This window comes from Streptomyces roseofulvus, from assembly GCF_039534915.1.
GTDB classification, from domain to species: Bacteria; Actinomycetota; Actinomycetes; order Streptomycetales; family Streptomycetaceae; genus Streptomyces; species Streptomyces roseofulvus.
In genome coordinates this window covers 389,838-408,193 of record NZ_BAAAWE010000001.1, presented here as the reverse complement: position 1 = coordinate 408,193, position 18,356 = coordinate 389,838, and the positions used below count along the sequence as shown (strand labels likewise).

At 72.9% G+C, this 18,356-nt stretch carries 22 protein-coding genes; 12 read left to right on the top strand and 10 right to left on the bottom strand.

Annotation, left to right across the window (positions count from 1 at the left end; genetic code table 11):
* Nucleotides 1-12: 12 nt before the first annotated feature.
* Nucleotides 13-984, top strand: coding sequence for a hypothetical protein (locus ABFY03_RS02010; protein ID WP_346168956.1), 972 nt, complete (start codon nucleotides 13-15; stop codon nucleotides 982-984).
* Nucleotides 985-1,493: 509 nt separating this feature from the next.
* Here ABFY03_RS02010 and ABFY03_RS02005 read toward each other — a convergent pair.
* Entirely contained in the window at nucleotides 1,494-2,138 is a 645-nt protein-coding gene (locus ABFY03_RS02005; RefSeq protein ID WP_319013527.1) for a type III effector protein, read from the bottom strand.
* A 127-nt stretch (nucleotides 2,139-2,265) separates the two neighbouring features.
* Between ABFY03_RS02005 and ABFY03_RS02000 the strand changes: the two genes are divergently transcribed.
* The 3 genes from ABFY03_RS02000 to ABFY03_RS01990 all read left to right on the top strand — a co-directional run bounded on the left by ABFY03_RS02000 (nucleotide 2,266) and on the right by ABFY03_RS01990 (nucleotide 3,764).
* Nucleotides 2,266-2,700 (top strand): Hsp20/alpha crystallin family protein, encoded by a 435-nt coding sequence (locus ABFY03_RS02000; RefSeq protein ID WP_319013528.1) that lies wholly within the window; start codon nucleotides 2,266-2,268, stop codon nucleotides 2,698-2,700.
* Nucleotides 2,701-2,794: 94 nt separating this feature from the next.
* Nucleotides 2,795-3,193, top strand: coding sequence for a DUF2267 domain-containing protein (locus ABFY03_RS01995; protein ID WP_319013529.1), 399 nt, complete (start codon nucleotides 2,795-2,797; stop codon nucleotides 3,191-3,193).
* An 82-nt stretch (nucleotides 3,194-3,275) separates the two neighbouring features.
* Nucleotides 3,276-3,764 carry a DUF2267 domain-containing protein gene (locus tag ABFY03_RS01990; RefSeq protein ID WP_346168955.1) on the top strand — a complete coding sequence of 163 codons (489 nt, stop codon included), beginning with the start codon at nucleotides 3,276-3,278 and terminating at the stop codon, nucleotides 3,762-3,764.
* On the opposite strand, the gene ABFY03_RS01985 is transcribed toward ABFY03_RS01990, so the two are convergent.
* Nucleotides 3,748-4,704, bottom strand: coding sequence for an NmrA/HSCARG family protein (locus ABFY03_RS01985; protein ID WP_319013531.1), 957 nt, complete (start codon nucleotides 4,702-4,704; stop codon nucleotides 3,748-3,750). The genes ABFY03_RS01990 and ABFY03_RS01985 overlap by 17 nt on opposite strands.
* Nucleotides 4,705-4,882: 178 nt before the next feature.
* On the opposite strand from ABFY03_RS01985, the gene ABFY03_RS37875 reads away from it, so the two are divergent.
* From ABFY03_RS37875 to ABFY03_RS01965, 5 genes are all read left to right on the top strand, one after another.
* Entirely contained in the window at nucleotides 4,883-5,011 is a 129-nt protein-coding gene (locus ABFY03_RS37875; protein WP_386723739.1) for a hypothetical protein, read from the top strand.
* Entirely contained in the window at nucleotides 5,008-5,487 is a 480-nt protein-coding gene (locus tag ABFY03_RS01980; protein ID WP_386723738.1) for a TetR family transcriptional regulator C-terminal domain-containing protein, read from the top strand. The genes ABFY03_RS37875 and ABFY03_RS01980 overlap by 4 nt, the downstream gene beginning before the upstream one ends.
* A 106-nt stretch (nucleotides 5,488-5,593) precedes the next feature.
* A complete protein-coding gene (locus ABFY03_RS01975; RefSeq protein WP_319013533.1) occupies nucleotides 5,594-5,806 on the top strand; it encodes a hypothetical protein in 213 nt (70 codons plus the stop codon).
* A gap of 124 nt (nucleotides 5,807-5,930) precedes the next feature.
* Entirely contained in the window at nucleotides 5,931-6,497 is a 567-nt protein-coding gene (locus tag ABFY03_RS01970) for a GNAT family N-acetyltransferase (protein ID WP_346168954.1), read from the top strand.
* A gap of 87 nt (nucleotides 6,498-6,584) precedes the next feature.
* On the top strand, nucleotides 6,585-7,043 hold the full coding sequence (locus ABFY03_RS01965) for a MarR family transcriptional regulator (protein ID WP_386723757.1): 459 nt from the start codon (nucleotides 6,585-6,587) through the stop codon (nucleotides 7,041-7,043).
* A 52-nt stretch (nucleotides 7,044-7,095) separates the two neighbouring features.
* On the opposite strand, the gene ABFY03_RS01960 is transcribed toward ABFY03_RS01965, so the two are convergent.
* Complete coding sequence (locus ABFY03_RS01960) at nucleotides 7,096-7,530, bottom strand: MarR family winged helix-turn-helix transcriptional regulator (protein ID WP_346168952.1); 435 nt, start codon at nucleotides 7,528-7,530, stop codon at nucleotides 7,096-7,098.
* Nucleotides 7,531-7,648: 118 nt separating this feature from the next.
* On the opposite strand from ABFY03_RS01960, the gene ABFY03_RS01955 reads away from it, so the two are divergent.
* A complete protein-coding gene (locus tag ABFY03_RS01955) occupies nucleotides 7,649-8,776 on the top strand; it encodes an NADH:flavin oxidoreductase (RefSeq protein ID WP_319013537.1) in 1,128 nt (375 codons plus the stop codon).
* Between the two features lie 54 nt (nucleotides 8,777-8,830).
* Here ABFY03_RS01955 and ABFY03_RS01950 read toward each other — a convergent pair whose 3' ends face one another.
* The 5 genes from ABFY03_RS01950 to ABFY03_RS01930 all read right to left on the bottom strand — a co-directional run bounded on the left by ABFY03_RS01950 (nucleotide 8,831) and on the right by ABFY03_RS01930 (nucleotide 15,720).
* Nucleotides 8,831-10,009: an alginate lyase family protein gene (locus tag ABFY03_RS01950; RefSeq protein WP_346168951.1), complete on the bottom strand. Its 1,179-nt coding sequence runs from the start codon at nucleotides 10,007-10,009 to the stop codon at nucleotides 8,831-8,833.
* Nucleotides 10,010-10,148: 139 nt separating this feature from the next.
* Nucleotides 10,149-12,872: an ATP-binding protein gene (locus tag ABFY03_RS01945; protein WP_346168950.1), complete on the bottom strand. Its 2,724-nt coding sequence runs from the start codon at nucleotides 12,870-12,872 to the stop codon at nucleotides 10,149-10,151.
* 146 nt (nucleotides 12,873-13,018) lie between these two features.
* Entirely contained in the window at nucleotides 13,019-13,693 is a 675-nt protein-coding gene (locus ABFY03_RS01940; RefSeq protein WP_319013540.1) for a carboxymuconolactone decarboxylase family protein, read from the bottom strand.
* 11 nt (nucleotides 13,694-13,704) lie between these two features.
* Complete coding sequence (locus ABFY03_RS01935) at nucleotides 13,705-14,523, bottom strand: SDR family oxidoreductase (RefSeq protein ID WP_346168949.1); 819 nt, start codon at nucleotides 14,521-14,523, stop codon at nucleotides 13,705-13,707.
* Nucleotides 14,524-14,724: 201 nt separating this feature from the next.
* A complete protein-coding gene (locus ABFY03_RS01930) occupies nucleotides 14,725-15,720 on the bottom strand; it encodes an SMP-30/gluconolactonase/LRE family protein (protein ID WP_346168948.1) in 996 nt (331 codons plus the stop codon).
* A 178-nt stretch (nucleotides 15,721-15,898) separates the two neighbouring features.
* On the opposite strand from ABFY03_RS01930, the gene ABFY03_RS01925 reads away from it, so the two are divergent.
* Nucleotides 15,899-16,339 (top strand): MarR family winged helix-turn-helix transcriptional regulator, encoded by a 441-nt coding sequence (locus ABFY03_RS01925; RefSeq protein WP_319013543.1) that lies wholly within the window; start codon nucleotides 15,899-15,901, stop codon nucleotides 16,337-16,339.
* Between the two features lie 60 nt (nucleotides 16,340-16,399).
* Here the strand turns inward: ABFY03_RS01925 and ABFY03_RS01920 are convergent, their stop codons facing one another.
* A complete protein-coding gene (locus ABFY03_RS01920) occupies nucleotides 16,400-17,017 on the bottom strand; it encodes a TetR-like C-terminal domain-containing protein (protein ID WP_346168947.1) in 618 nt (205 codons plus the stop codon).
* 122 nt (nucleotides 17,018-17,139) lie between these two features.
* Here ABFY03_RS01920 and ABFY03_RS01915 point away from each other — a divergent pair, with 122 nt between their 5' ends.
* Entirely contained in the window at nucleotides 17,140-17,607 is a 468-nt protein-coding gene (locus ABFY03_RS01915; RefSeq protein WP_346168946.1) for a nuclear transport factor 2 family protein, read from the top strand.
* A 22-nt stretch (nucleotides 17,608-17,629) separates the two neighbouring features.
* Here ABFY03_RS01915 and ABFY03_RS01910 read toward each other — a convergent pair whose 3' ends face one another.
* Entirely contained in the window at nucleotides 17,630-18,223 is a 594-nt protein-coding gene (locus ABFY03_RS01910; RefSeq protein ID WP_319013546.1) for a CGNR zinc finger domain-containing protein, read from the bottom strand.
* Nucleotides 18,224-18,356: the final 133 nt, after the last annotated feature.

The window sequence follows — 18,356 nt, the reverse complement described above, 5'->3', positions numbered from 1 at the left end:
ACGAATCTTCACATGAGCAACGCGGCCTCCCGCCGCTGGTTCGTCACGAGAACATCACTTTTCCTTCACATTCTCGGCGTCCTCTGCGTGTCGCTCGCCATGGCGGGCTGCCGACTGTCGACCTTCGGCGGCGATGTCACGGCTCACCCCAAAAGTCCTGAACTCGTCGATTTCGACCGCCGTGTCGTCGACTACGCCAGGCAGGCCGCCGAGCGTGCTCCCTACACACCGCCGAGCGCGGCGGACCGCGCCCGACTGGCCCTCGGCGTCGGCAGCCTCCTGGACGGAGACCGGTCCGGCGCCGAACGCCTTCTCGCCGCCGTGGGCTTCCGCGTGACCCGCCTGACCGACGCCGTCTCCGGCCGGCGTTACGACGAGGTCGCGGCACGCGAGCAGGGCCCCGAGGCCCGCTGGGGGCGCCTGTACGTCAGCGCCGGCGCCGCCGTCCGCTGGAGCGTGCAGGTGCCGCACCCGGTGTCCGACCGCGACACCGAAGCGCTGGGCGCCCACCTCATGGAGGGCACCCCGCACGGGGCGCTCGTCCTCGCCGGCGCCCACCGCACCGCCGGGCGCGGCGACGCGGCGGACGTGGCCCACCGCACCGACAGCGCCTTCCACGCCATCGTCCTGGAACTGCAGAAGCGCGATCTTCCGGGAATCCAGCTCCACGGCTTCGCGAAGAACGGCAGCCGCCCCTACGACGCCATCCTCTCCACCGGCGCCGCCCGCACCGTCTCCCGGGACGCCACCGCCCTCGCCGACCTCATGGAGGGCCGCGCCCTCCGGGTGTGCCGGGGCTGGTCCGCCCCCTACCCCCTCGAAGGCGCCACGAACGCCCAGGGCAGGTCGGCCCAGCGCCGAGGCACCCCCTTCCTCCACGTCGAGCTGGCCCCGAGGACGCGGGCCGACACCTTTGCGGCCGACCGGGCCCAGGCGGCGCTCGCGACCCTCCTGGCCACCTGGTCGGACGCCGACCGACCCTGAACCGGAGCCGTTCCGGGCGCGCCTGGTTTCACCGGCTGGGTGACCCACCGGGCCGAGGGGCGTGCCTGGTTCGCCTGACGGCCGGAGGACGGGGCATGGGTCCGCCCCGGCGGGGCAGGCGGGGGGCATGACATGGCTGCCCGACGCCCTTGTGAGCTGATGTGATCATGGTGAGTGACGCACACACCCGTCCCCCGACACCCCCTCGTCCCGGCCCGCCGGATCCCGGCGGCAGTCGGGGGGTGCGAGCGGCGTCGGGCACCCCGCCGAACGATCCCGTGCCGCCGAGTCCCACGCCGGCGCCCGGGCCGGGCCCCGGGCCGGAGCCAGGGCCGGTTCCCGGTCCGGTGCCCGGGCCCGGCGGGCCGGATCCGGTGCCGCCGGCTCCTCCGCGGCCCGCGCCGGATCCCCAGCCCGGGGGTCCGAGGCCGGAGCCGCGGCCCCAGCCGGGCCCCCTGCCCGGTCCGGTGCCCGCGCCGGAGCCTGTCACCTGAGCGCGGCCGCGCCGGTCAGGGCTGTGCCGTGCCGGAACGGCGCTGGTCGCTTTCGTTGCGCAGGTCCGCGGTGCGGCGGGCGAGTGCGTCGATGCGCTCGACGAGGTGCGCGGGGAGCGCGGGGCGGGTGGTGCGGGCGCGGGCGAGGGGCTCCAGCAGGCTGGCGGGGTCGCTGTCCGCGAGCGCCTGGCTGAGATCGCGCCGCAGGGCGGCGGGGAGGCTGCCGAGGGCGGTGATCTGTCCGGCGAGCTGGCGCAGGTCGGCGGCGTTGTCACGGGCCCAGGTGGTGACGGTGCGGTCCGCGGCGCGCCGGTCGCGGGTCGCCTGGACCCGCTCTTCGCGGGTGGCGCCGGGGCGGCCCGGGCGTACCCGCAGATAGCGGCGTTCCGCGGCCTGTCTGCTGGTCACCCCGAGGGGCTGGGCGAGGTCGGCCCAGCTGGCGCCCGCGTCACGGGCGGCCTCGATGAGGCCGGGCTCCCAGTCCGCGAGCTGCTCGCGCAGCTCGCGCAGGAGCAGGAGCGCCGCGAGCGCCTGCTCGGAGGAGGTGCTGGGCGGCGTGGTCGACGCGCTCGCGGTCCGCGCGGCGCGGACGGTCTCGTCGATCGAGGCGAGCGCGACCAGCGCCGCCTGGAAGCTCACGGGGGTGCCGCCTCCGGCCATGGAACCACGCTCTCCCTCATGTCGTCGTTTCGATGACGCCACATTTGTCATCCATCCGATGACATGTTACAACGGTGTCAGGTGAAGCGCATGGCACCACTGCCTGAACCGATGGAGGTGTTCCACGATGCTGATGCGCACCGATCCGTTCCGCGAACTCGACCGCCTCACCCAGCAGATGCTGGGCACGACCGGCACCTGGTCCCGCCCCGCCGCCGTCCCGATGGACGCCTACCGCGAGGGCGACGCGTACGTGATCATGATGGACCTGCCCGGCGTCTCCCCCGACGCGATCGACATCGACGTCGAGCGGAACATGCTGACGGTCAAGGCCGAGCGCCGACCGGTCCAGAAGTCCGACGAGGTCCAGATGGAACTGTCCGAGCGGCCCCTCGGCGTCTTCTCCCGCCAGCTGATGCTGGCCGACACCCTCGACACCGAGAAGATCACCGCGGACTACACCGCCGGCGTCCTCACCCTGCGTATCCCGATCGCCGAGCGCGCGAAGCCGCGCAAGATCGCCATCGGCCGCGGTGACGACCGCAGGGAGATCAGCGGCTGAGCCGCCCAGGCCGGGAGCGGAGGGCGACATCCTCTCCCCCTCCTTCGCCCCCGCTCCCGCCGCCCCCATCCCCCCACCTCCCCAAGGGGTCGCGATGAGACTGCCATGGCAGACCTTCCTCGACCGGGTGCAGGAACGCGGTGACTACGACACACCGCACGAGGCCGAACGGGCCGCCCGTGTCGTCCTGGCGCTGCTCGGCGCCCATCTGGTCGGCGATGTGCGGGCCGCGCTCGCCGCCCGCCTGCCGGAGACCTTCGCCGTCATCCTGCTCAACCCCCTCCAGGCCGCCGAACCGCTCTCACCGGAACGCTTCGTGCGGGCGACGGCCGCCTGGATCGAGGGAGCCACCGAACGGACGGCGGCCTGGGACGTCAGCGCCGTCCTCAGCGTCACCGCCGACGCGGCCGGCGAGGAACTCACCGCCCGGACGCTCCTGCAGCTCCCGCCCGGATACGACCTCCTCTTCGGCCGGCCCCACCTTTCCCCGTGAGCCCGGCCCGTCCTGTCGACACCTGTTCGCTCCGCCCGGCCGCGACAGCCGGGCCCGAAGAGAACGGCGACCCGCAACCACCATGACGATCCAGACCGAGACCACGACCCAGCACCGGACCGAGACCACGACCCTGGACGGCGGGCCCGCGACCGACCGGGGCGCGGCCTCCTACACCGGCCTCCTCGAACGCGTCCGTTACGAGGGCGCCTACCCGACCCGTGAGCGCGCCGAGCACGCGGTCCGCTCCGTACTCACGGCGCTGGGAAGGCAACTCGTCGGGGAGGAACGCGTCGAGCTCGCCGCCCGCCTCCCCTTCGAAGCGGCACTGACCCTCACCGCTCAGATCCCCGCCACCACCCCGCTCACGGGCTGGGAGTTCGTCAAGGACCTCGCCCACCGCACCGACAGCAGCCCGGCCACCACCCGCTGGGACGTCGGGGCGGTCCTCACCCCGATCGCCCAGCTGGCCGGGCCCGACCTCACCGAGCGCATCATCGGGCAGCTGCCCTCCGGCTACGCCCTCCTCTTCGGCAGGGCCGAACTCCGCGCGCCTACGGCCAGGCGTTGACCAGTCCGTCGTGGTGGGCGGCGAGCCAGGTGGCGAAGTCCTGGAGGGCGGGGTTGAGGCTGCGGACGGCCGCGAGGTCCCGGGCCGCGGTGAAGCGGTGCTCGCACTCCGCGTAGTACTGGAACATGTTCCCCGACTCGTCGGCGCCCGGAGTGCCCTGCGCGCGCCACTCGTCCGGGCTCAGGGGCCGGTACCGCACGGGCTCGCCGAGTGACGCGGAGAGCGCCGCGGCCATGTCGGCGACCTTGAGGTGCTCGCCGGCCACGCTGACCGTGGCGGCGACGAAATCGGCGCCGCCCCGGAAGACGGCGAGGGCGGTTTTGCCGATGTCGTCGACCGCGACGCCGGCGAGCCGGCTCTCGCCCATGGGATACGTGAGGCGGAGGACGCCGTCCGGTCCGCGCTGCGGGGCGAAGGGGCCGAAGAGGTTCTCCCAGTAGAAGGTGGCGCGCAGGAAGGTGGTCGGCACCGCCTCGTCGGTGAAGAAGTGGTCCGCCTCCGCCTTGCCGTCGAAGTGCGGCACCTTGTAGCGGTCCTGGAGTGTGGGCATCCGGTCGTCGTCGAGGGGGATGCAGTCGCGGGTGTCCTCCAGGGTGGACCAGACCGCGTGCTGGACACCGGCGTGGGAGGCTGCCCGGGCGACCGCCTGGGCCTGGGTCTTCTCCCGCTCCGCGGACATGTGTTCCCAGAAGTTCGTGACGACGAACGCGCCGTACGCGTGCTCGAAGGCGGGGGCGAGGCTCGGCGGATCGTCCATGTCGGCGCGGACGACGTCCTCGACGCCGAGGCGCTTCAGTTCCCGCGCGGGCTCCCCGTCGAGGTCGCGGGTGACGGCACGTACGGTGAACTCCGACGCGCGGTCGGCGAGGATGGCACGCACCAGGCCGCCGCCCTGCCGGCCGGTCGCCCCGATCACCGTGATGATCTTCTTCTCGGTCATGGCTCGATCGCCTCGCCCCTCGGTCCACCTGTCGGCGGCCCGCGTCGCCTTGCGCCCCGTCGCCCTGCGAGTGCCCCGCGCGGCCGCGGGCATGCCCGGACGGGGTGGCGTCTGAAGGAGCCGAGCCCACGACCACCGGAACGGCGCATACGAACGGTCGTGAGCTAAGATTTCGGGCATGCCTCGACGCTCCGCCGCAGAAGCCCTCGACACCCGAGCGCGCATCCTCGACCGTGCCGTGGAGATCGCCGCGACGGACGGCCTCGAAGGCGTCACCATCGGACGCTCGCGACCGACCTGGGCATGAGCAAGGCAGGCGTCCACGGCCACTTCGGGTCCAAGGAAGCGCTGCAACTCGCCGCCTTCGACGTCGCGGTCGAGCAGTTCAGGGAACGGGTCCCGGCCAGGGCTGCGCAGGCGGCCGGTCCGGGCCTCGGGCGCCTGCTCCACCTGTGCGACGCCTGGGTCGACTACCTCGAACGCGAGGGAATCGCCGGTGGCGGCTGCTTCCTCACCGCCGCGGCCCTGGAGTTCGACAACCGCCCCGGACCGGTCCGCGACGCCGTCGCGGACGCCGCCGACCGCTGGCTCACCCACCTCGCCCGCCTCGCCGCGGAGGCCGTCGAGGCCGGGGACCTGCCCTCCGAGACCGACCCGGCCCAGATCGCGTTCGAGCTCAACGGCATAGCCATGGCCGCCAACCAGGCCATCCAGCTCCAGCGCGACCCCGCCGCACCCGACCGCGCCCGCCGCGCCATGCACCGGACCGTCGGAGCCCCCTGACCCGACGACCCGCCGACGGCCCCGGCCTCGAACTCGGCGGCGCCCGCCCTGCCTTCGCCGGTGGACGACGGCGTGCCCTGCGTGGGGCTGCGTCGTTGAGCCCGGCATGACGATCTCTCACTGCCGTGTTCTTGCCGCCGTCGCCGTCGCCGCCACGGCCGTTCTCGCCTCCGCCGGAGCGGCCGCGGCCGACTCCGTCGGCAACAACGTCCCCGGGGTCGGCCTGCTGACCCAGGCCTTCGGGAACGGCGATCAGCAGGACAAGGCCGCCGACACCCTGCCCACCCACAACGCCCTCAACAACATCCGCGTCCCCTGACCGAGGTGCCCACCGGCTCGGTCGTCGCGCGGGCCGGGGGAGACGGTCGGCGCGGGCGCGCTCGCTGACCCGAGCCGGTGGGTCTCACGCGCTCGTCTTGCCGCCGTCCGTGGTAGGGAGAGGGATGCAGACAGCGTTCCACGTTCCCCGTCTCCCCGTCGACGACGATCTTCTGCTGAGGCCCTGGCACATCGGCGACCTGCCGCTGGTGCGGGAGGCGGCGGAGGACGCCTACATCCCCCTGGTCACCACCGTGCCCAGCCCCTACACCCATGACGAAGGCGTCGCGTTCCTCGCCCGTCAGGAGGAACGGGCGCTGCGTCGCACGGGCTATCCGTTCGTCGTGGCCGAGGTCGCGGGAGACCGTGGCCTCGGCACGGTCGGCCTGTGGCCGAACGCCACCGACACGGGCCGGGCGGCCCTGGGTTACTGGGTGGCCGGCTCCGCCCGGGGGCGCGGTGTCGCCGCCGCCGCGTTGCGCACCGTCTGCTCCTGGGCCTTGGACGACCTCGGCTTCGAGCGGCTGGAGCTGTACGTGGAGCCCTGGAACACCGCCTCGCGCAAGACCGCGGTCCAGGCCGGCTTCTCGTACGAAGGACTCCACCGTGCCTGGCAGTCGGTGGGCGGCGAGCGCCGGGACATGATGTCCTACTCCCGGCTCGCGACGGACCTGGCCAAGACCGTCGACTGATCCTCAGGGGCCGTCTTGACCTCACGTCAACTTGAGGTTCTACGGTGATCGCGTTCCGTCGATCCCGAGGGGGAGAGGTCCGTGACCGTGACGTTCAGGGAGTATCCGGAGAAGGAAGTGGCTGCTCAGCCCATCGGGGCGTGGAGCGGCTCGGCGTATCGGTCGGTGGTCGGGGCGCTTCGCGAGCAGTTGGCGGTGGAGGGACTCACGCAGCCGCACTGGTGGACCCTCCAGCATGTCGCCGGGGATCCGGGCAGGTGGACCCGGGCGGCGTTGACCGACCGCCTGGAGCGTTGGGACGACCTCGGCACCGACTTCGACGGGGTCTTCGACGACCTGGTCGGCCGAGGCTGGCTCACCGAGGAGGCGGGGCGCATGACCCTGACCGAGGCGGGGGAGGAGGGGCGCGTGCGGGCCAAGGAGCGCAACGCGCGGATCCATCGGCAGGTGCACGAGGGCGTCGCCACGGCCGACTTCGTGACCACGGTCAACGTCCTCCGGCGCATGGTCGCCAATCTGGGTGGCGACGCGGACCTGCCGGGCTGACGCCCCCACCACGGACACGGCAAGGGCGCGATCCGCGGGCCCGCCGGCCCGGTCAGGCGGCGGGCCCGGTCAGGAAGACCCGTTCCAGCAGGGTGCGCAGGCGGTCGCGGTCCTCGGTGTCGAGGCTGTCCAGGCCCGCCCGCGTGGTGCGCATCCTCGCGCGGATGGCGTCGGCGACGCGCTCGCCCTCAGGGGTGAGGATGACGTTCTTGACGCGGCGGTCGGAGGTGCCGGCCTCGCGGCGCACCAGGCCGCGCTTCTCCAGGCGGTCGATGATGCCGGTGATGTTCGAGGCGTCGCAGGTCATGGTCTCGGCCAGGGCGCGCATCGCGGCGGGTCCGCGGCGCAGCACCGTGAGCGCCTTGCCCTGGCTCGCCGTGAGGTTCTCGCTCGCCGCCGCGGCCGTGAACTCGCCGTAGTACACGCCGAGGGAGACGGAGAGCAGCTCCATGAGCTCGGCCGTGTCGACGCGGGCACCTTCGGTCATGGGGTCACTCTACCCGGAGATACTTGACTACCTCAAATATCGACCTCTACCGTCATCGCCATTGCATGAAGATCTCAACCATCAAGCTTGTCAAGCAGTAGCCATGAGGAGCGTCCCTGTGACCGTCACCGCGTCCCCCGCCTCCCGCGCGGCGGAGATCCTGTCCCGGCCCGTCACGCTGAACGGCCTGACCGTCCCGAACCGCATCGCGATGGCGCCGATGACCCGCATGTTCTCCCCGGACGGCGTCGCCGGCGAGGACGTGCGGTCGTACTACGCCCGCCGGGCCGCCGCCGGGGTGGGCCTGATCGTCACCGAGGGGACGTACGTCGGCCACGAGTCGGCCGGGCAGAGCGACCGCGTGCCGCGGTTCCACGGCGAGGAGCAGCTGGCCGGCTGGGCGCAGGTCGCCGAGGCCGTCCACGCGGCGGGCGGCACGATCGTGCCGCAGCTCTGGCACATCGGCATGGTGCGCAAGCAGGGCCAGGCGCCCTACCCCGAGGCCCCCGCCGTCGGCCCCTCCGGCATCCGCACCGACGGCACCGAGGGCACGGGCAGGGCGATGACCCGGCGCGACCTCGACGACGTCATCGGCGCCTTCGCCGAGGCCGCCGCGGCCGCCGAGCGCATCGGCTTCGACGGCGTCGAGCTGCACGGCGCCCACGGCTACCTCCTCGACCAGTTCCTGTGGGCGGGGACGAACCGCCGTACCGACGCCTACGGCGGCGACCCCGTGGCCCGTACGAAGTTCGCGGCCGAGATCGTGGCCGCGGTGCGCGCGGCCGTCTCGCCCGAGTTCCCCGTCATCTTCCGCTACTCGCAGTGGAAGCAGGACGCCTACGACGCCCGGCTCGCCGAGACCCCCGAGGAGCTGGAGGCGATCCTCACCCCGCTGGCCGCCGCCGGCGTCGACGTCTTCCACGCGTCCACCCGCCGCTACTGGATCCCCGAGTTCGAGGGCTCCGACCTGAACCTGGCCGGCTGGACCAAGAAGCTCACCGGCAGGCCCACGATCACCGTCGGCTCGGTGGGCCTCGACGGCGACTTCATCGGCGCCTTCATGGGTGAGGGCTCCCCGGTCAAGGGCATCGACGAGCTCCTGGACCGCCTGGAGCGCGACGAGTTCGACATGGTCGCCGTCGGCCGCGCCCTGCTCCAGGACCCGGAGTGGGCCGCGAAGGTCCTGGCCGGCCGGTTCGACGAGCTCAAGCCGTACGACGCCGCCGCGTTGAAGACGCTGAGCTAGTGCCGGGCCGAGGGGGCGGCTCGCGACGACGTCGGGGAGCCGCCCCCTGGAGCCTCAGGAGAGATTGTCCCCGTGGGTGAGGGTCTCCCAGGCGACGAAGAGGTTGTTGGTACCGGCCGGACGGTTGCGCTTGGTCAGCGTCTCGGTGTTGGTCATGGCGAAGCCGAGACGGTTGTGCATGGCGTTGTAGCCCACCTCCGTCACGGGGCCGAGCCCCAGGCGGAGGGAGCCGCCGCACAGCCAGCTCGGCACGGTCGTGCCCAGTTCGTACGTCGACTGGAATCCGAGCGCCTGACGCAGCCGCTCGCCGACGTCCGTGCCGTACAGGTCCTGGCCCTGGATCCGGCTCGTCTCCGCGACGTGCGCCAGGGCCGAGATGCCGTAGCCGGTGTGGGTGAGGTCGCGGCAGGTCTCCTGCGTGAGGCCGGTCACGAAGGTCGACTGGCCCTGCCAGTAGGCGACGATCTTGGCGCGGGTGTCGAGGTTCTGGCTCGGCACGGTCTTGGGCAGCTCGCCGTCGGAGGCCAGATAGACGTAGGCGGCGGCGCGCGTACGGAACTTCGCCATGGCCTTGTCGTACGACGCCCTGTCCTCCAGGAAGACGGAGATGCCGACGGCCGCCTCCATCATCGACAGCTCCCAGTTGCCGTTGGAGTGCGAGCCGTTGATGACCTCGGGCAGGTACACGTCGCGGAGCATGGCGGCGAACCGGCCGGAGTTCGGCCAGCCGCCCGTGTAGGTGTGCTTGATGATCTCGGCCGCCTTGGGCCAGGAGGACCCGGCCCAGCCGGTCTGCAGCGGGGCGTTGCTGTTGGTGTGGTCGGTGATGACGGCGGACCAGGCGTCCATCAGCTGGATGGACTTCTGCGCGTAGCGCGCGTCCCTCGTGACGTACCAGGCGAGGGCGTTGGTGTACGCGGCGATCGCGTCCTCGCGCTCGTCGGTGCAGCCGTAGTCGGGGTTGGAGTACGAGCCGCACTCCACGACCGCGCGCGGCTTCGGGACGCGGTTCGGGTCGGCGTACCTGCTCGCCATCATCTGGTCGTAGGCCCCCTTCCACGGCTGGGCGCCGGTGAGGACCTTGGAGCGGGCGAAGTCCAACTGTCCCCGGGAGACGGTGACTCCGGGGTGGGTGAAGACGGCGGGGGCGGCTTCGGCGTGGGGTGCGGACGGCCAGGCGAGGGTACCGGCGACGAGGGCGGCGACGGCCGCGAGCAGTGCGGTTCTGCGCATGGGTGGGGGGCCTTCCGTTCTGGAGTGAACGTGAAACGCCTTGATGGGCAGACGTGTTGAGCTGAGACCGTAGGTCTGGACCACTCCTTCGTCAAGGTGTGAAAGAAGTGGTCGCGGGATCAGGAGCCGACCCGCCGCCTCACGCGCGGCGCCGGTCCACCAGACCGGCCAGTTCCGCCCTGGAGGTCACCCCCAGCTTCGGGAACGCCTTGTAGAGGTGGTGCGCCACCGTCCGGGGGCTCAGGAAGAGCTGGGCGGCGATCTCGCGGTTGGTCGCCCCCGTGACGGCCAGCTCGACGACCCGCAGTTCCTGCGCCGTGAGAGCGGCCAGCGGGTGACCGGAACCGTCGTCGGGCACGGAGACGCCGACGGCGCGCAGCTCGCCGACGGCACGGGCCGACCACGGCGAGGCGCCCAACCGCTCGAACGCGTCCTTCGCGGCCTCCAGATGGGAGCGGGCCTCGTTGCGCCGCTGCTGACGGCGCAGCCACTCGCCGTACACGAGGCGCGTACGGGCGTGGTCGAAGGGCTGCTCGTGGCGCCGATGCAGCTCCAGGGCCTTCTCGTACAGCGGACGCGCCCGGTCGTCGGGTGCCATCAGCGCCCGCACCCGGTTCAGGACCGCCTCGGGCCCCGGCCGGCCGGTCGCCCCCGCCCACGCCTCGTACCGGCGCAGCGCCTCGGCACCGCGCCGCGGCTCACCGCTCCGGGCGGCGGCCTCGACGTAGTCCGGCCAGACGTACGTCCACAGGAACGCGTGCCGGGTCGGTCCCGCCGCCGCGCGGTCGACCCGGTCGAGCACCGCCTCGTAGCGGCCCGCGCACACGTCCCACAGCACCCCGGCGTAGTCGGACCACCAGCGCCCCGGCATCCACGCCAGCGCGTCCGACCGCCGCAACGCCTCGGCGGCCATGGACCGATACCGTTCCTCGTCGCCGGCGACCGCCGACAGCCACGCGTGCACGCCGGCCAGATAGCCGCCCCACATCGACTGGTCGACGTCGGCGGCCAGAGCCAGTCCCTCGGCGGCCGTGGCGCGCGCGTCGGGGTGCCGGCCGGCCAGCAGCCGGGCGATGGCCAGGACCACCATCGCCTGCGGCATACGGCCCAGGCGGCCTTCCGTCCGGCACTCCCGGACGAGCTCGTCGGCGCCGGCCAGCATCCCGTCGCGGTCCGCGCGGAGACTCGCCTGGAAGGAGAGGATCATGCGCAGCTCGAACGGCAGGGGCTCGGCGCCGAGCCCGAGCGAGGAGGTGCCCAGGAAGGAGGTGCCGCCCTCCAGGACCGTCCGGAAGTCGTGGTTGATGGAGCGTACGGCGTCGGCCGCCCCATTACCCCCGGGAGTCAGTTCCTCGGCCCGCCGCGCCAGCCCGGCCTGGTCGGGGTGGGCGGCGCTGGACCAGGTGCAGTAGGAGGCGAGCCCGAGCAGCGACAGCCGCGTCAGGCGATCCGGACCGGCCTCGGCGCCGTCCAGGAGGAGGCGGGTGGCCTCCAGCGGCCGCCCCGCCTCGAACGCCAGCTTCGCCCGCACCTCCGCCAGCTGGGCCCGGACCGACCCCTCCGGCACCGAGGACTCCGACGCCTGCCGCGCACGGTCGACCAGCTCCACCGCGCGGTCCCGTAACCCGGCCTCCGTCGCACTGCGCGCCGCGGCCGTGTAGCGGCGGGCGGCGTCGCGGCCGTCCGGCGACAGCTCGGCGGCACGCGCGTACGCGGCCGACACCGCCGCCTGCCCACCGCGCTGCCGCGCCCGGACCGCCAGCCGTTCCAGCTCCCCGGCCACCCGCTCGTCGGGCTGGAGCGTGACGGCGGCCAGATGCCAGGCCCGCCGGTCGTCGTCGACCGCCTCGGCGAGGGCCCGGTGCGCGTCCATCCGCGTGGCGATGTCACAGGCCAGCAGGACGGCCGCACGCACGAGGGGGTGACGGAAGGCCACGCCGTACGGGGTGATGCGGACCAGGCCCGCCCGCTCGGCCTGCGCCGCGTCCACCAGCGACGCACCGAGCAGGCCGAGAGCGTGGGTGAGCACACCGAGCTCGCCACGGTCGTCGAGCGCGGCCACCAGCAGACAGCGCCGGGCGGGTTCCGGAAGGGCGGCGACCCGCTCGCGGAACCCGGCCAGGACCCGGTCGGTCACCGGCTCGGCCGATTCCAGACAGAAGGACAACGGGGCCGGCACGCCGAGCCGTTGTTCCGCGGTGAGCATGGCGGGCAGTTCGACGAGGGCCAGGGGATTCCCCCGCGCCTCGGCCACCAGTTGCTCCCGCACGGCGGGCGGCAGCGTCCCCGCCCGCTCGGCCAGCAGACTCCTGGCAGCGGCGTCCGAGAGCGCACCGAGCCGCAGCTCCGGCAGACCCGTGCCGGGGAACTGCGGACCCGTCCGGGCCGCGAACACCATGGCCACCGGCTCTCCGTACAGTCGGCGCGCCGCGAACGTCAACGCGTCCGCCGACTCCCGGTCCAGCCACTGCGCGTCGTCCACCACGCAGACCAGCGGCTCCTGGACGGACAGTTCCACCAGCAGGCTGAGGGTGGCCAGGCCCACCAGGAACCGGTCGCCGCGGTTGGTGCCGCTCAGGCCGAGCGCCCCGAGGAGCGCGGCCGCCTGCTGCTCGGGGAGCGTGTCCACCCGGTCGAGCACGGGACGCAGCAGCAGGTGCAGGGCGGCGAACGGCAGCCCGGCCTCCGATTCGACCCCCGTCACGCGCAGGACCTGGGCGGGCGCGCCGGCGGCGTGGTCGAGCAGGGCCGACTTGCCGATGCCGGCCTCGCCGCGTACCACCAGCGTCCCCGGACGGCCGGCGGGCAGACCGGCGAGCAGGCGGTCGATCGCGCCCTGCTCGGCTGCGCGGCCGTACAACATGCAGCGACTTCCTGGAACGTGCCTGTCCGTGCATCGACCGAGCCGTTCGCGGCCTCCCCGATCTCAGCGAGGCTCCTTGCCCATTGTGCGTCAGGAGGCCGTCAGGAGAGGGTAGTTCGCGTTCCCGACGCCGTGGAGCGGTCGTCTCAGCCGGTGGCGATCGCGCCCGTTCCTTCGAGGCCGAGCGCGCGGGCGGCCGCCCAGGCTCGTGGCAGACCGAACTCGGCCATGCCCCTGACCAGGTCGCGCAGCGTCTCGTCGGTCGCTCCGGCGGCCCGGGCGAGCGCGGCGTGCAGGCGCAGCGAGTCACCCAGCGTCTGGTAGAGCACGTCCACCGCCAGACACGCGACGGCGCGCTCGCGGACGGTGAGATGCGGACGTGCCCAGCGCTGGGCCAGCTGGTCCTCGGTGAACGTGGCCAGGCCGGTGTCGACCCGTTCGAGGTCGCCTACGGCACGGGCCAACGCGCCGCTCAGCGGCTTCGGTTCGACCGCCCGGTCGTCCTCCGCCGCGGGCAGGCCCAGCTCGGCCAGCCGCTGGAACGCGGTGACCAGCACCGGGTATCCCACGTACGGCGCGAGGTGCCGGTACAACTCCCTGATCGCCTCGGGCTCCACGCCGCCGGCCAGGGCCGTCCGGACGTGCATGGCCAGCGGCGTGCCCAGATGGGGGTGGCACAGGTCGGCGGTCAGACAGACGAACGCCTTCTCGCGCAAGGTGAGGTGCGGCAGGTCCCACAGATGCCGGCCGACGCCGACGGCGAGCCGTGCGAAGACGGGGTCGAGAGCGGTCAGGTCGCCGGCTCCGGCGAGCTCGGGCATGGGCGACCCCTTCACGAGAGGCCGAGCGCGCGCAGGCGCAGCCGGTCGAGGGTGTACTGCGGAAGGAGGCGGCCGAGCGTGCTCAACAGCCGTGACTTCTTGCCGACGGGATAGCGGGCGTGCGGCCGGGGCGAGGTGAGGGCGCGGTGGACGGCGCGGGCGACGACGTCCGGGCTGGAACCGGAGCGCTCCTCCTTCAGTCCGGCGGCGACCATCGTCCGGTACGCCGTCCCGTACAGCTGCCTGCCCTCGGCGCCGAGCGAGGCGAGGCGGGGTTCGACCTCGCCCTCCAGCTTGTCCACGGCGTCGGTGTGGATGGAGCCGGGTTCGATGAGGACCGCCCGCATGCCCCACGGGCTGAGCTCCATCCGCAGGGCGTCGTTGAGCGAGCGGATGGCGTGCTTGGACGAGCAGAGCGGACCGCCGAAGGGGAGTGTGATCCAGCCGCCCACCGACCCGACCGTGACCACGCGGCCGCGCGTGGCGCGCAGCTTCGGCAGCATGGCCTGGGTCAGGGCGATCTGCCCGAACACATTGACCTCGTACTGCCATCGCAGGGTGTCGAGGGGCAGGAACTCGAGCGGTCCGGTCACGCCGACGCCCGCGACGTTGACGAGGGCGTCGAGCCGGGTGACCCGCTCCGCGGCCCGCGCGATGTGGCCGGCGTCGGTGACGTCCAGGATGAGGGGGAGTACGCCGGGGCCGAGGGCTTCGCCGTCGGCCTCCTTGCGCACCCCGGCGTGCACCGTGAAGCCCTCGCGCGCCAGCAGCAGCGCGGTGGCCCGTCCGATGCCCGTGGAGGCACCGGTCACCAGGACCGTTCTGGACAAGGGGGCTCCTTCCGCGTATGGATCGACGGATCGACCGTACGGCTCGCGGGGCGCCGCCGGATCAGGAGGACGACTGGCGACGAAGGCGCCCTCCTGCAGGGCGACTGGGTACGTCGGTCGGCAGCCCGCCCGGACATGCCCAGGTGGCGCGGGCCTCGGCCCGGGGCCTGGGCCCCGGGCACGGGCGTATGCGGGTACGCCTCAGATCCCCCGTACGTCCGCCACCGTGAACGGTGTCGCGGGCGTCCCCGGCCCCATCGGGCCGCCCTTGTCGAACTGCGACCGCACGACGAGCAGCCGTCCCCGGTCGCGGACCAGCGTGGTCGGGATGCCGAGTGCCGGGTCGGTCAGCAGCCGCTCCCGGTGCGCGGCGCCTCCGTCCGGGGTGAGCCGCCACCGGCTGACCGTGTCGGTCCTGTTGTGCGCGACCCACAGGGTCCGCCCGACCAGCTCCAGGCCGTCGCCGTGGGTCAGGTCGCCGCCGTGCAGGGCGGTCCGGCGGACGGTGCCGGAGCGGAGGTCGATCCGGAACAGCTCACCCACGGGCATGTCGACGACGTACAGCCGGCGCCCGTCGGTCGCGATGCCGTTGAGCGAGAACCCGTCCACCGGGCGCGGGGTGAGCAGCCCCTTCAGGTCGTACCGGGGTGTCAGCGGCGCCCGGCCGCCGCGGGCGCGGGCCAGATCGGCGGGCGTGACGCGGTAGACCACGGCCCGGATGCTGTCGGTCAGATACGCGGTGCCGTCGGGCGTGACGACCAGGTCGTTGACGAACCGGGGTGCGTCGTCCGGGAGGTCGAAGCGGGCCAGCAGCGCGCGGTCTCGCACGTCGTACACGGCGACACCGCTCGTCGAGTCGGTGACCCACAGGCGGCCGGCCGCGTCCACCCGGAGCCCGTTGGCGGTGGCGCGTCCGTCGGCGCCGGCGGGGAGGAAGACCTCGGCGGAACGCGCGCCCGGCACGGCCCGCTGCACCGAGCCGTCGGCGTACGAGCCGACGTAGACGTCGCCGTTGCGCGGGTCGAGCGCGATGCCTTCGGGATACACCCGGTCACCGGTGAGGGCGAAGGCCGTGGTGATCCGGGGCGCCCGGGCGTGGTCCGCGGCGGCGGCCCCCGCGCCCTGTGCCGTCGCGGCGGCGGCGAGGACGGCGGCGGAGGTGGTCAGGAAGGTACGTCGGCGGATCGAGTGGGACATGTGAGCACCTCTCGTTCGACTGCATGCAGGTGGCCGATGGCCAGCGGCGAAGGCGGCCGGTGGTTTCTGACGGACGACCGATCATCGAACTCGAACGTAAATTAGAGCTCTAATGCTCGTCAAGAGTCTCATGGATGACGGTGTGCTCATGTCGGACACCCGCCGCTATCCTGCGGAGATGACGTCCATGCCGATCTCCGAACGCATTGGCTCCCACCTCAAGCGGGCGGAGCAGGCCCTGGGCGCCACCAAGGCCGCGGTGCTGAAACCGTCCGGCCTGACCGTCCCCCAGTACGCCGCGCTGCTCGGCCTCGACGAGAACCCGGGCATCTCCGCCGCGGCCCTGGCGCGCCGCTGCGGCGTCACGCCCCCGACGATGAACACCGTCCTGAAGAACCTCCAGGACCGCGCGCTGATCGAGCGCACCCCGCACGAGTGGCACCGGAACGTCCTGGAGACGCGCCTGACCGAACAGGGCCGGGCCACCCTCGCCGAAGCCGACGAGCACGCCGTCCGCGTGGAGCGGGCGCTGGCCGCCGCGTTCACGGACGAGGAGAGGGAGGCGCTGGTCGGGATGTTGGGGCGGTGCGTCGAACTGCTGGAGCAGGAAAGGCCGTAGCGCCGACCGCTGTCGGCGGCGCGGTGACACGGAGGTCCGGGCGGCGGTTCGTCCGGTCGCTCACGCCGTCGCGCGTCGGATCAACGGCAGAAGGACGGCGTCCACGGTCGAGGTGACCAGGTCGGCCGGGATCAGGGTGCCCTGGGTGAGGCAGTGGTGGTGCAGCAGCGCCGGACCCAGTGCGGCGATCAACTCGGCGTCGAGGTCGGCCGGGGCCTGGTCGACCTCGACGGCGTCGCGCAGCAGCTCCTGGATCCGGGTCTGACACGGGCCGAGCACGCGGGCGTTGAGCAGGGTCCGGACGAGCGGTGAGTTGTGGCCCGCTTCGTCGGCGACGACTTGGAACACGGTCGCGTGCATGCCGTTGAGTGCGTCGCGCAGACCGTTCAGGGCGGCGGAGAGGCCGGCGCGCAGATCCGTGCCCTGGTCGATCGGCGCGGGGGAGGGGAGCGCGTCGGCCAACGCGTCGAGCACCAGGTCGTTCTTGCTCGACCAGCGTCGGTAGAGCGCGGCCTTGCCGGTACGGGCGGCGGCGGCGACGCCCTCCATGGTCAGGGCGGTGTAGCCGACGGTGCGGAGCTGGTCGTGCACGGCGTCGAAGATCGCCTGTCGCAGTTCGGCGCCACGTCGTCGTGTGCCGGCGGGCTCGGGGGTGGAGAGATCCGGCCGAGGGCTCATTCCGATGTCCCTCCTCCGTGCGAAGTGAACGCGCCGTTCCTTATCTGGTGGCGCCATGTTACCGTCCCTCATAGTGAACGCAGCGTTCACTAATGGTGCAGGGATCGGGAGGGGATCGGCCCATGGAATCCATCGCGGATCGCAAGGGCGTCGCACTCGCATGGCTGCGGGCCTGCCTGGCCGTGGACGAGGAACGTCTGCTGGAACTGACCCATGAGGACTGCGCGTTCTTCCTCATCGGCGACCTGCCCGGCTCCGGCTGGAAGACCCGCGAGGAGTGGCTGGCCGGATGGCGTGACGTCGTCCCGGTGCTGCCCAGGCCGCTGGAGATCACCGTGGGCGCGGTGACCGCCGAGGGCGACCGCGTCGCCGTCGAGGCGGAGACGCGCGGCACCACGGCGGACGGGAAGACGTACAACAACCAGTACCACTTCTTCTTCCGCGTCCAGGACGGAAAGGTGCGGGAGTTCAAGGAGTACTTCGACACGCTGCACGTGTTCGACACGTTCGCCATCGAGACGGTGCGCGGCGCGGGCGGTGGGCGGCAGTCCAACCTGCGCGAGATCGCCGAGACGTACACGCGCGCCTGAACCGCCCACCGCCGACGGTCCGTCAGGGCCGGCGGCTCTTGGCCTTCTGGCGGGCGTAGTAGGCGCGGGCGCGGTTGCGGTCGCCGCAGTCCTTCGTGTTGCACCAGCGGCGGTTCCGGCGGGGAGACGTGTCGAGGTAGACCCAGCCGCACGTGGCGTCTTCGCATTGGTGGAGGCGGTCGAGGTCCTCGCGCTGGGTGAGGGCGACGAGCCCGCGGACGATGCGATGGCGGGGCAGGCTCAGGTCGGTGTCCCGGTCCCGCCAGTGCCACCGGTCGCCCGCACGGACCAGATCCGCCGCGGCGAGCGCCGTCCGGTACAGGTCCGCCAGACCCTCGGCGGCCTCGGTGTCGCCCTCGAAGAGGAGCGCGTACGCCTTCTCGCGCGCGTCGACGACGTGGATCCGTTCCCGCTCGGCCCGTGCGGCGTCGCGGCCGGCGAGGTCGCGCAGGGTCGCGGCCTCGTCCGCGCTGACCAGGTCGGATTCGAGGCACCAGTCGACGACGTCGGAGAACGTCCTGAGGGCCTCGCTGCGTTCGGGCCCGCCGAGCCGCCAGGCGACGGTGTTCACCAGGTCGAGCATGCGGTCACCCGCGATGTGGCCGAACCGCACCATCCACTCCTCTCGCCGCCGGGGCGTCCCGCGCGCCCGGCGGTCATCCTCACGGGCAAAAGCATTATTGCATGTGAGGTGATCGCCCTGGCATCATGCGCAATCAGCTCATCACCCATGAGAATCTCCACTGCGC